This is a genomic window from Stenotrophomonas lacuserhaii (assembly GCF_039674585.1).
Taxonomy (GTDB): domain Bacteria; phylum Pseudomonadota; class Gammaproteobacteria; order Xanthomonadales; family Xanthomonadaceae; genus Stenotrophomonas; species Stenotrophomonas pennii_A.
Genome location: NZ_JBDJNU010000042.1, coordinates 23,929 through 35,577, shown reverse-complemented (window position 1 = coordinate 35,577; position 11,649 = coordinate 23,929). Strand labels below are relative to the sequence as shown.

General features: G+C 66.3%; 10 protein-coding genes. 4 read left to right on the top strand and 6 right to left on the bottom strand.

The window, feature by feature from the left end; genetic code table 11:
• Positions 1–152 precede the first annotated feature (152 nt).
• On the top strand, positions 153–1,658 hold the full coding sequence (locus ABE522_RS14435) for an alanine/glycine:cation symporter family protein (protein ID WP_346592284.1): 1,506 nt from the start codon (positions 153–155) through the stop codon (positions 1,656–1,658).
• On the top strand, positions 1,659–2,492 hold the full coding sequence (locus tag ABE522_RS14430; RefSeq protein WP_406846365.1) for a TrmH family RNA methyltransferase: 834 nt from the start codon (positions 1,659–1,661) through the stop codon (positions 2,490–2,492).
• A gap of 188 nt (positions 2,493–2,680) precedes the next feature.
• Here the strand turns inward: ABE522_RS14430 and ABE522_RS14425 are convergent, their stop codons facing one another.
• Positions 2,681–4,018, bottom strand: a complete 1,338-nt coding sequence (locus tag ABE522_RS14425) for a YcaO-like family protein (RefSeq protein WP_346592283.1) — start codon at positions 4,016–4,018, stop codon at positions 2,681–2,683.
• A gap of 447 nt (positions 4,019–4,465) precedes the next feature.
• Here ABE522_RS14425 and ABE522_RS14420 point away from each other — a divergent pair, with 447 nt between their 5' ends.
• The gene (locus tag ABE522_RS14420) at positions 4,466–5,935 is read left to right on the top strand and encodes an alanine/glycine:cation symporter family protein (RefSeq protein ID WP_346592282.1); all 1,470 of its coding nucleotides are present in this window, start codon (positions 4,466–4,468) and stop codon (positions 5,933–5,935) included.
• A gap of 45 nt (positions 5,936–5,980) precedes the next feature.
• On the opposite strand, the gene ABE522_RS14415 is transcribed toward ABE522_RS14420, so the two are convergent.
• The 4 genes from ABE522_RS14415 to ABE522_RS14400 form a co-directional block, all read right to left on the bottom strand.
• Entirely contained in the window at positions 5,981–7,402 is a 1,422-nt protein-coding gene (locus ABE522_RS14415; RefSeq protein WP_346592281.1) for a M28 family peptidase, read from the bottom strand.
• Between the two features lie 177 nt (positions 7,403–7,579).
• A complete protein-coding gene (gene mscL, locus ABE522_RS14410; protein WP_346592280.1) occupies positions 7,580–7,993 on the bottom strand; it encodes a large-conductance mechanosensitive channel protein MscL in 414 nt (137 codons plus the stop codon).
• Positions 7,994–8,047: 54 nt separating this feature from the next.
• Positions 8,048–8,755: a fumarylacetoacetate hydrolase family protein gene (locus ABE522_RS14405; RefSeq protein WP_346592279.1), complete on the bottom strand. Its 708-nt coding sequence runs from the start codon at positions 8,753–8,755 to the stop codon at positions 8,048–8,050.
• A 185-nt stretch (positions 8,756–8,940) separates the two neighbouring features.
• Complete coding sequence (locus ABE522_RS14400; RefSeq protein ID WP_346592278.1) at positions 8,941–9,216, bottom strand: hypothetical protein; 276 nt, start codon at positions 9,214–9,216, stop codon at positions 8,941–8,943.
• Positions 9,217–9,398: 182 nt separating this feature from the next.
• On the opposite strand from ABE522_RS14400, the gene ABE522_RS14395 reads away from it, so the two are divergent.
• Positions 9,399–9,731, top strand: a complete 333-nt coding sequence (locus ABE522_RS14395) for a Rieske (2Fe-2S) protein (RefSeq protein ID WP_346592277.1) — start codon at positions 9,399–9,401, stop codon at positions 9,729–9,731.
• Positions 9,732–9,787: 56 nt separating this feature from the next.
• Here the strand turns inward: ABE522_RS14395 and ABE522_RS14390 are convergent, their stop codons facing one another.
• Complete coding sequence (locus ABE522_RS14390) at positions 9,788–11,635, bottom strand: SLC13 family permease (RefSeq protein ID WP_346592276.1); 1,848 nt, start codon at positions 11,633–11,635, stop codon at positions 9,788–9,790.
• Between the last annotated feature and the right edge of the window lie 14 nt (positions 11,636–11,649).

The window sequence follows — 11,649 nt, the reverse complement described above, 5'->3', positions numbered from 1 at the left end:
TGTGCGGCGGCGGCGTGCCCCCCCCCCCCCCCCCCCCCCCCCCCCCACGACCAACGGTCGTCACCCACCAAGAGTTCCATTCGCCAGCTAGAATCAACCCGGTTCCCCTCAGCCGACGGGACGTCCCTTGTTCCGCCGACTGGAGAGAGCGCGTGGAAGCAGCCGTACATTTCATCAACAGCATCATCTGGAGCAAGGCGCTGATCTTCATGTGCCTTGCCGCAGGCCTGTATTTCAGTGCCCGGACCCGTTTCATGCAGATCCGCGGTTTCTTCGAAATGTGCCGGCTTACCGTGTCCGGCGAGAAGTCCGATGCCGGCGTGTCCTCCTTCCAGGCACTGGCCATGTCGATGGCTGGCCGCATGGGTATCGGCAACATCGCCGGCGTCGCCACCGCCATCGCCTTTGGCGGCCCCGGCGCCATCTTCTGGATGTGGGTGATGGGCTTCCTGGGCGCCTCCACGTCCTACATCGAATGTACGCTGGCGCAGATCTACAAGACCAAGGATGCCGAAGGCCGCTACCGTGGCGGCCCGGCGTACTACATCGAAAAGGCCATGGGCCTGAAGTGGTATGCGATGGCCTTCGCGCTGGCCACGATCGTCGCCGCCGGCTTCCTGATGCCCGGCGTGCAGGCCAATGCCATCGCCGACAGCATCGTCAACGCCTGCCGCGGGGGCGCCCTGTGTGGCCCGCTGGACGGGCAGGTGTTCGGCATGGAGCAGGTGCAGGCCATGAAGCTCGGCATCGGCGTCGCGGTCGCGCTGCTGCTGGGCGTGGTGATCTTCGGCGGCGTCAAGCGCATCGCCAGCTTTGCTGAAATCGTGGTGCCGTTCATGGCCGCCGGCTTCATCCTGATGGCCATCACCATCATGGTGCTCAATGCCGAGCGCGTGCCGGAAATGTTCGGCATCATCTTCGACAGCGCGTTCGGAACCCATGCCGCGTTCGGCGCGATGATGGGCCTGGCGGTGGAGTGGGGCGTCAAGCGCGGCATCTACGCCAACGAAGCGGGCCAGGGCACGGCACCGCACGCCGCAGCCGCCTCCGAGGTTTCCCATCCGGCCAAGCAGGGCTACGTGCAGGCCTTCGCGGTCTACTTCGACACCATGATGGTGTGCACGTCCACCGCCTTCCTGATCCTGGCGGCCGGCACCTACAACGTGTACTCGCCGGACGCCGGTGCGGCGCCCCTCTTCCAGGGGCTTGCCGGCATCGCCGAAGGCGCCGGCTACGCGCAGGCCGCCGTGGAAAGCGTCATCCCCGGTTTTGGCGCGGCGTTCGTGGCGGTGGCGATCTTCTTCTTCGCCTTCACCACGATCATGGCCTATTACTACATGGCCGAAACCAACCTGACCTACCTCAACAACAACGCCAAGCGTCCGTTGACGGTGCTGGTGCTGCGGCTGGGCATCATCGGCATGGTGATCTTCGGTGCCGTCCACAATGCACAGCTGGCCTGGGCGCTGGGCGATATCGGTGTCGGCCTGATGGCCTGGCTGAACATCGTGGCGATCCTCATCGTGCAGAAGCCTGCCATGATCGCCCTGCGTGATTATGAGCGGCAGAAGAAGCTGGGCCTGGACCCGACCTTCGACCCTGTCGCACTGGGCATCAAGAATGCCGATTTCTGGCAGAAGAAACAGGAAGCAGCGTAAGTGAACAACCCTTGGAACAACCGTCGGCCGTCCGCGCGTCCGCCGCGCGCCACCCCGCTGCCGCGCGCTGATGCGCCGGCAACGCCGGCAGCGCGCGGCAATGACGACGAACTGCGCCTGTTCGGCGTCAATGCCGTGCTGGCCGCCTTCAACCAGCGCCCGCAGGCGGTCCGCAAGATCTACCTGCTGGAAGGCCTGATCCCGCGCATGCAGCCGCTGCTGAAGTGGTGCGTGGCCAACCGGATCGGCTATCGCGTGGTGGAAGACGGTGACCTGAACAAGCTGTCCGGCACCACCCACCACGAAGGCGTGGTGGCCGATGTGCAGCGCGCACCGGTGCTGGAACTGTCGCAGTGGCTGCAGCAGCTGCCCGAAGGCCCGGTGCTGGCGCTGTGGCTGGACGGCGTGGGCAATCCGCACAACCTGGGCGCGATCCTGCGCTCGGCCGCGCACTTCGGTGTCGGCGGCCTGTTGCTGGCCGAAGGCAGCACGCTGGGCATTTCCGGTGCTGCCGCACGCGTGGCTGAAGGCGGTGCCGAAGCGGTGCCGCTGGTGCAGCTGCCGGCCACCGCCGAAGCGATGGCGCAGCTGCGCCAGGCCGGCTTCAGCCTCGCCGCCACGCTGGTCGAAGGAGGCAGCAACGTGTTCGCCGCCGACCTGCCGCAGCGACTGGTCTACGTGATGGGCGCCGAAGCCGAAGGCATGGACCGGGCCCTGGCCGCGGCGTGTGACCTGCAGGTCTCGATCCCCGGCAGCGGGGCGGTGGAAAGCCTCAACGTGGCGTCGGCAACGGCCGTGTTGCTGGCCCAGTGGGCGCGTTCCCGCATTGCCTGACCCCACGGTTGTCTTTCATCCCATGGCCGGCGGACGAAGCGGATAGCACCCTGAAGGCGCGGCATCGCAGTTTCTCTCCTATGCGATGTCGTTGGCCGGTGCATCCGCTGGATGCCGCCCGTCGCGTGGGATGGGTCGCTGCGGCAGCCCGGCCGACTCCACGGCCGGGCTCTTTTACGCGTGCTGGGTCAGCCGTCGTTGGCTGCGGCGTCCAGTGACGCCAGTGAAATGCTCACCGGCACGCCGTTGAGCAGCAGGAAGCCGGCATCGAACGGCGTCAGCAGTACCTGCACGCAGGCCACGTCGCTGCCGCTTTGCGGCGACGGATAGCGTGCAAGCCAGACCGTCATGCCGCTGCGGCTGAAATTGTCATGCAGCTGTTGGATCCGCCCTGCCAACGACCCCGCGATGGGGACCCGCGTGCGGCCGAATGGCACTTCCTGGAAACCGCCCCTGCGCAGGATGTCCCGGATGTTCTGCACGCAGAACGGGCGCTGCTGCCCTTCCTGCATGCCGAGCAGTCCCAGGTGGTGGTGCAGGTCCTGCGCGGTGGCGCCAGCACGGCGGCGGGCGCCGGACCAGGCAGTGAACTCGTGGGCTTTCAGCAGGCCACGAAGCGCGCGCGTGGCGGCGTGTTCGCAGCTGAACCCCGCCCCTGCGGTAACCCGGTAGGCTGTCCCCGCCGCGGTTTCCGCGCAGGCCAGGTAGGTCGGGACACTGCCCCTGCCGCTGATGTCGAACAGGTGCACCGGGTGGCCCTCGCGTTGCTGGACCAGCTCCCACAGGCTCCGGATCTGCGGCGGCAGGGTCGCCATGTCCACCTGGAGCAGGTAGCGTTGCTGGCGCAGTGCAAGCCCCTGCACCGCGAACAGGCCGGCCGCCATCCGTTCCTGTGCGGCCAACATCCCCAGCAGCAGGGCTTCCTCCTGCGAGGGCCCGGCGGCGACGCTGTGGGTGCTGCCGTAGGCACGCAGCAGGTGATAGTCGAAATCGTCGTGCAACGCGCTGGCGTGCACGACCGTGTCGGCATCGCACAGGAAGGTGGGATGCAGCAGGACCACCGGTACCGGCAAGGTGCGTTCGCCGCCCAGCTCCTGCAGGGCGATCAGGGCCACGCGGCGCTCCGGTTGCTCGGCCAGGATCGGCACCAGGTCGCTCAGGGCGGCTTCAACACCGGGCAGTTCGAGATAGTCCGCGACCCGGCAGGCGTGCACTTCCGAAGTCCGCCAATGGGTGGCATGGATGATCTGCGCGATGGCGGCGTACATGCCCGAACGGGTCGCCTGCGCGGAGTCCGCGCCCACCCCGCACCGTTCGATGTCGTGCCCGACCCACGCGGCACTGTCCAGTTGGATCATGTGCAGGTGGAGTCCCTGTTCCTGCACGTGGACGTTCTCGAGCGGCACGTGCAAGGCGTTGATGAACGCGTGTCCGGCGTTGTTGGCGGCGGTGTTGGACGTTGCGCATTCCAGCGCCTCCACATCCAGGAGGGCAGCAGAGGCCACGGGCAGGGGACGTGCGTTCATCGTAGGACAGCTCCTTGGTTGCATCGCTGCTGCATCGCGCCGGACGACACGTCACCGGAAACGACACGCGTCAGGACTGCGCCGGAACGCGGGCAGCGGGGCCGCATTTGGCAGGCCGATGCTCGTCCCAAGCGCCTGTCGCAGGGGGCACCCGCGCAGTTGATTCAGCCGGGGTTGCACAATGTGCGCGTCAGTGAGGTGCGGGTGGCGACAACCCCGTTCCATCGCGGTGCGCGAAGGGCTGGAAGGGTCAGGATTCCGGCTGCTGATGCTGCTTGATATCTGATTGGCGCGTAGGGAATCGCGCCGATCCGAGCGGTTCGATTACGCCATGCCCCACCGCGGACGCGTTCCTGATCCAGCGCAACTTTCACAGCTTTCCTGATTGTTGGCGCTTCCTGCACTGGGCAGGGTGGACTCACCCCCTCTGCTTCGTGGAGTTGTGTCGTGACCCTTGAATCGATCGTTGGCGCCATCGTCGCCATCGTCTGGAGCCCCTACCTTGTCGCGCTGTGTCTGCTGGGCGGTCTCTACTTCAGCATCCGGACGCGCTTCATCCAGTTGCGCGCATTGCCGGAAATGCTGCGGCTGATGTTCAAGCACCGCGCGTCGGAATCCGGCCTGTCGCCTTTCCAGGCATTGAACATTTCGCTGTCCAGCCGGGTGGGCGTGGGCAACATCGCAGGCGTGGCGATGGCCATCGCCTTCGGCGGGCCCGGTGCCGTCTTCTGGATGTGGGTGGTGGCGTTCTTCGGCGCGTCCAGTGCGTTCGTCGAGTCCACGCTCGCGCAGATCTACAAACAACGCGACGCCCACGGCCAGTACCGCGGTGGACCGGCCTATTACATGGAAAAGGGGCTGGGGCAGCGCTGGTATGCGGTGATCTTCGCGATATGCACCGTTGCCGCTTCCGCGATGCTCGCCGGCACCCAGTCCAATGCGATCGCCAGTGCACTGCATGAGGCCTGGGACCTGCCCGTGCAGGCCAGCGCAGGGGCCGTGGTGCTGCTTCTGGCACTGATCATCTTCGGTGGGGTGCGCCGCATCGCCGCGGTCACCCAGTGGATCGTGCCGCTGATGGCCACCGCCTACCTGCTGGTGGCGCTGGTGGTGATGCTGCTCAGCTACGAGCGTGTTCCGGAAGTACTCTCGCTGATCCTGCGCAGCGCCTTCGGCGTGGATGCGACGTTCGGCGCGATGATCGGCGTGGCGATCCAGTGGGGCGTCCGCCGCGGCGTGCTGTCCAACGAAGCCGGCATGGGCAGTGGCGCCCACCCGGCGGCAGCGGCCGAGGTCTCCCATCCGGTCAAGCAGGGGCTGGTGCAGGCATTCTCGGTCTACATCGACACCATGGTGGTGTGCAGCGCCACGGCGTTCCTGATCCTGTCCACCGGCATGTACAACGTCTACGATCCGGCCGTGAACGGCGTGCCCGACCAGGCCCGGATGCTGCTGGACAACGTGCCGGGCATGGAGGCCGGGCCGCGCTTCGTGCAGCACGCGGTGGAATCGGCGTTGCCCGGATTCGGCAAGTCGTTCGTGGCATTGGCGATCCTTCCGTTCGCTTTCACCACCATCCTGGCGTTGTACTACATGGGTGACACCAACGTCAGTTACCTGTGCCGGGACAGGCCATCGGCAGGGATCGTCACCACCTTCCGCGTGCTGTTCCTGGCGCTGGCCGCGTATTCGGCGATCAACAGCGCCACGGTCGCCTGGACCCTGGGAGACATCGGCGTGGGGATGATGAGCTGGCTCAACATCATCGCCATCCTGCTGCTGCACAAGCCGGCCTTGGTGGCGCTGCGCGACTACGAAACGAGCCGCAACGCGGGCATCGATCCGGTATTCGATCCTGATCGGTTGGGCATCAAGGGCGCCAGCCTGTGGAACCGCATCACCAGACCGACCGGCTGAATGCCACGGCGCCCGGGGTTCGCCCGGGCGCCGTGGGCCGGCGGCTTATTCGCCCGGCGGGACGGTCGCCTTGGCTTCGCTGCCGAAGCTGCCATCGGCGTCGGCGGCCAGATACGCGAACACGGTGTAGGCGGCAACGTTCTGCGCCAGCGCCTTCGGGTCGATCTTGTCCAGCGTGTCGTCGGCGGTGTGGTGCAGGTTGAAGTAGTCCGTCCCGTCCTGCGCCAGCCAGGCCCAGGCACCGCCCTTGGCGGCGAGCGGGCCGATATCCGGACCCGGGCCGCCCTTGTCGGCGACGTATTCAATACCCAGCGGCTTGAGCACTTCGGCGATCTGGCGCGTGGCATCGCGTGAGCCTTCCGGGTTCGGCGATCCGGTGTTGAACGCATAGATGCGCCCTGCGCCGAAGTCGCTTTCGGCTGCCAGCTGATGCAGCACGATGTCCTTGGAATGCGCTTCGGCATACGCCTTGCCGCCGTACAGGCCCTGTTCCTCGTTGGCGAACGCGACCACCCGGATGCTGCGCTTGGGCGCCTGCTTCAACTGCCCGATCAGGTGTCCCGCGGCCATGGTGATGCCCACGCCGGCCGCGTCATCGATGGCGCCGGTACCCAGGTCCCAGGAATCCAGATGGCCGCCGATCACCACCACTTCCTTCGGCAGCGTGCGCCCGGTGATTTCACCGATCACGTTGTAGGACGTCGCGGTGCCATCCCAACCGCAATCCAGTGCCAGGCTGACGGTGGTGGTGCCGCGCGCGACCAGGCGCGCCAGCTGGTCGGCGTCGGGCACGGACAAGGCGGCCGACGGCACCGGGGTCAGCCCGTCGTCGTAACGGGTGATGCCGGTATGCGGTACGCGGTGCGAATCGGTGCCTGCCGAGCGCATCAGGAAGCCGACGGCGCCCTTGCGGATCGCCTCGGAAGGACCCTTGCTGCGGATCGCGCCACCGCGGCCATAGTCGCGGCCATCGCGGAACGGCAGCATCTGGTAATCGACGAAGGCGATCTTGCCCTGCAGCGAGCCGGCCGGTGCGGCCTGCAGCGCGGCCAGGTCGGCAAAGCGCACCACCTCGGCCTGCACCTTTCCGCCGGGGCTGCCGCCCAGCGCGGTGATCGCCAGCGGCTGCGCATGCGCGCCGACCACGGCGGCATGTTCGCTACGACGTTCCCACTTGGGGAAGGTCACCGGTTCCTTCCAGACCTTGTCGAAACCCAATGCCTTGAAACGTGCTTCCGCCCAGGCCACCGCGCGGGCATCGGCCTCGCTGCCGGCGATGCGCGGGCCGACTTCCGTCGTGAGCGATTCCACCACCTTCCAGCCGGTGTCATCGGCCAATGCCTGCTCACGCAGCTGGGCTGCGGTATCCAGCGAGGCCGGGGGCAGGGTGGTGATGCGCGGCGCGGCGAACGCCGGTGAGGCCAGCAGGGCAAGGGAAGAGGCGATGGCAAGAACGCGGCGGCGCATGCAGAGGACTCCGGCAGGGGGCATAAGCGTCTGAGCTTAGCAGCGTCGTTGCCGGGTGCATGGGCCCTAGGTCATGTCCATCGGAAATGACCAGAACCGGACAGATGGCGCAAAGAGGACATCCAGAAGGGGCCAGGTTCCCTTGCCGTGCAAAGGAACCTGACCCCGATGGGCCGGTCAGGCCTGTGGGCCGGACAGCTTGTCGCGGATTTCGCGCAGCAGCAGGACTTCTTCGCTCGGGCCCTTGGGCGCGGCTTCTTTCTTCTTCGACAGGCGATTGATGCCCTTGATCACCAGGAAGATCGCGAAGGCCACGATCACGAACTGGATGATGGTATTGATGAAATCACCGTAGCCGATGACCACCGCCGGGATCTCCGCGCCATCGGCGGCGACCCGTGCCGGTGCCAGTGTCCAGACCAGATCGGAGAAGTCCACCTGGCCGATCGCCCAGCCCAGCGGGGGCATGATGATTTTCTCGACCAGGGCGGTCACGATCTTGCCGAACGCAGCGCCGATGACCACACCAACGGCCAGGTCGATGACGTTCCCGCGTGTGGCGAATTCCTTGAACTCAGTGATGAATCCCATTGAGATCTCCTGAAAAAGTGGGGGTGTTCGCGCTGAAGGCTAACCCAGCCAGTGTCAGCCGGCGATGACGCCGTGACGCTCGCCGACGTTCTCCAGGCGTGCACTGAAACGGTCGCCGGGCTTCAAGGCGGCCACGCCGGCCGGCGTGCCCATGAATACCAGATCGCCCGCGCGCAGCCGCCACAACCGGGACAGCTCGTGCAGGATTTCCGGCACGCTCCAGATCATCTGGTCCAGCAGTGATTGCTGGCGCACTTCGCCATTGATTTCCAGCGACAGGTTGAGCGCGGCCAGATCGCCTACTTCACCGGCATGCACGATCTCGCTGATCGGCGCGGAGGCATCGAAGCCCTTCGCGGTATCCCAGGGATGGCCCTTCTGCTTGGCTGCGGCCTGCAGGTCGCGGCGGGTCAGGTCCAGGCCGACGGCATAGCCGTACACCAGCGACAACGCCTGTTCGACCGGCAGCACGCCTTCGGGCGCGTCCACGCCGATCGCCACCACCAGTTCCACCTCGTGGTGCAGGTCGCTGGTGGCGGGCGGATAAGGAATGACATCGTCGTGGCCGACCACGATGGCATCGGCCGGCTTGCTGAAGAACATGGGGGTGCCGCGTGCCGCTGCATCCGGCACCGCCGCGCCCATTTCCCTGGCGTGGTCGGCGAAGTTGCGGCCCACGCAATAGATGCGGTGTACCGGGAAGGTGCCACCACCGACTACCGGGATGCGGGGAATGGGCTGGGCAGGAATTACATCGGTCATGCGCACGTCCTAACGATCAGGTCGTCGCAGTGTAGCGCCGCGCCATGCCGGGCGGAGCGGTAGCGCCGAGCCATGCCGGGGAGAGCGGTAGCGCCGAGCCATGCTCGGCGAGCGCAGCGGTATGCAGTCAACACCGTGACGACCAACAGTCGTCACCCGCCACCTACAACCCACGACCCAGCAGATCAGTGCGTCGGCAGCGCCGGCTTGCGCACCACGCGGTATTCGCCTTCCACCACGTTGGCATCCACCGCCCGCGCAGGCGCCTTGCGCTGTGCCAACAGCTTCCAGGCCAGGCCGGCCATGATCATCGCCGCACCCACGAACACGCCGACGAACACCATCACGCCCAGGATGGCAACGCCAAGCAGGCCTACCGCAACGCGCACCAACGGATGACGCGGCTTGCGCGGCGCAAACAGGGTGCGGAACTGGCCGAACTGAAAGGTGCGGTTGATCATCGGTAACTCACTTTGCTGAAATCAGCGAGCGGACAGTATCGGGGCGATGCTTTGCCCATTGAGTGAAAAAATCGTTAATCATGGTGCGTGTTCATTACCGATCAATGACTTGCGTTCATGTGACAGCCAGCCCTATCGCCAGGCGTGCGACAATCGGATTTATTCCAGATGCAGAGTAAGAAATGTCCGACCAGCCGTTGATCGCCCTCGACAACGTCGCCTACGGCGGCTTCGCCGAAGTGGAGGTGCTGATTGAAGGCGATGCGGAATCGCTGGTGCTCCACCGTGATGGCGATCAGGTGCGCGGCTTCCTCAACATCTGCCCGCATGCCGGGCGGCGGCTGGACTGGGCGCCGGGGCAGTTCCTGAAAAGCCGCGAAGGCCATCTGGTCTGCGCCGCGCATGGTGCCTCGTTCGCGCTGGACAGTGGCGAATGCGTGGCCGGCCCGTGCAAGGGGGACCGGCTGCGGGCAGTGCCGCTGCAGGTGCGCGATGGCCAGGTGTTCCTGGCCTGACGACGGCAGCGAACGACCGCGACGGATGACGGCCGCTGGCCGTCATCACCGCCGGCTCAGAACATGATGTTGATCATCGCCACCACCACCATCGTGTAGACCAGCGACAGCGGTGCGCCGACCCGCCACAGCTCGCGCGGGGTGTAGTTGGCGGGGCCGGTGATCATCGAAATCACCGGGTTGGAGGCGGTCATCAGGTTGTTGGACGCCGACAGCGCCACGATCAGCGCGAATGCAGTGGGATTGCCGCCGGCGGCCAACGCCAGGTTCACCGCGATGGGCACCATCACGATGGTCGCCCCGACATGGCTGATCACCAGCGAAAACGCCGTGGTCAGCAGCGCCAGCGCCACTTCCAGCACCCACAAGGGGATGCCTTCGGGCAGTTTGTCGATGGTATGCCCGGCCACCCAGGCCGCCGCGCCACTGGAGTCCATCGCCCAGCCGAGCGGAATCAGCCCGGCCATCATGAAGACGGTCTTCCAGTTGATCGAGGCGTAGGCCTCGTCCATGCGCAGCACGCCGGTGAGCAGCATGCCGGCCACGCCGGTCATCAGGGTCAGCGCCACCGGCAGCTTGGAGGTCAGCGCGATCAGGATGGTCAGCGCGAAGATGCTCATCGCGATCTTGAACTTGTGCGGGCGCTGTTCGCCCTTCGGGTAGTCGGTGACGATGACGAACTCGCGGCCGCGCGCGGCCTGCGCCAGGTCGGTCCAGATGCTGTGGAAGACCAGCATGTCACCGGCACGCAGCTGTACATCGCGCACGTCCTCGCGGATCACCTGCTTGTCGCGGTTGATCGCCAGCAGGCTCAGGCCGCGCTCCTTGCGCAGGCGCAGTTCGGCCGCGCTCTTGCCGATCACGTCCGACGTCGGCGGCACCACCGCTTCGGAAATACCGGCACGGCTGGGGTTGAACAGGTCACCCAGGTGCTTCAACCGCGAGGACATGCGCAGGAACTGGTTCTGCGCGAAATCGCTGACCAGCTGGCGCGACCCCATCACCCCGATCACGCTGCCCACCCAGATCCGCATCTCCGCCGGCGGCGCCAGGCGGGTATCGTTGCCGGTCTTCAGCGCCAGCAGCAGCGGGGCATCGTGCAGGGTTTCGGCCTCGCCCAGGGTCATGCCGACCATCGGGCTTTCGGCGGTGACCACCAGTTCGAAGACATCGCCTTCAATGCCGTAGGTCTTGGCGAAGTAGCTTTCCGTACGCGCCGGGGTCACCCCGTCATTGGCCAGCGTTTCCTCTTCCACCAGCTTGCGGTCGCCATAGAAGTGGAAGTACAGCAGCGCGGCCACCAGCAGGGCCACGCCGATCGGCAGCGGGGCGAACATCCGCAGCGGTTCGATGGTGGCCAGGCCCGAAGGCAGGTTGTTGTTGGCCGATGCCAGCAGATCGTTGAGCAGGATCAACGGCGAGTTGCCGACCATGGTCAGCGCGCCGCCCATCACGATGGCCGCGGCGATCGGCAGCAGCAGGCGCTGCAGGGTCAGCCCGGTGCGCGCGGCCAGCCGCGAGGCCACCGGCAGGTACAGCGCCATCACCGAAGGGTTCTGCATGAACGAGGAGTTCAAGCCGGCGATCGCGGTGGTCATGATCAGCAGCCGCTGTTCCACCCCATGGCCGCGCCGCAGCAGCCAGGCGGCCAGCCGGTTCAGTGCACCGGTGCGGTCCAGGCCCGCGCCCAGGATGGTGGTGGCGATGATGCTCATCACCGCGTTACCGGAGAAACCACCGAAGATTTCTTCCGGCGCGATCAGGCCGGTGACGCCCAGCACCACCAGCACCACCAACGCGACCACGTCGGCGCGGATGCGCTCGAACAGGAACATCGCCATCGTGAAACCGACCAGCCCGAGGACGAGCTTCATGTCGGTGGTCAGCGTCAGCGCGGTTTCCATGGGGGGCGCGATCC

Bases quoted from the DNA above. Each gene is read 5' to 3' on its own strand.
- ABE522_RS14425 (WP_346592283.1), bottom strand. From the start codon at position 4,018: ATGAACGCACGTCCCCTGCCCGTGGCCTCTGCTGCCCTCCTGGATGTG.
- ABE522_RS14415 (WP_346592281.1), bottom strand. From the start codon at position 7,402: ATGCGCCGCCGCGTTCTTGCCATCGCCTCTTCCCTTGCCCTGCTGGCC.
- mscL (WP_346592280.1), bottom strand. From the start codon at position 7,993: ATGGGATTCATCACTGAGTTCAAGGAATTCGCCACACGCGGGAACGTC.
- ABE522_RS14405 (WP_346592279.1), bottom strand. From the start codon at position 8,755: ATGACCGATGTAATTCCTGCCCAGCCCATTCCCCGCATCCCGGTAGTC.
- ABE522_RS14400 (WP_346592278.1), bottom strand. From the start codon at position 9,216: ATGATCAACCGCACCTTTCAGTTCGGCCAGTTCCGCACCCTGTTTGCG.
- ABE522_RS14395 (WP_346592277.1), top strand. From the start codon at position 9,399: ATGTCCGACCAGCCGTTGATCGCCCTCGACAACGTCGCCTACGGCGGC.
- ABE522_RS14390 (WP_346592276.1), bottom strand. From the start codon at position 11,635: ATGGAAACCGCGCTGACGCTGACCACCGACATGAAGCTCGTCCTCGGG.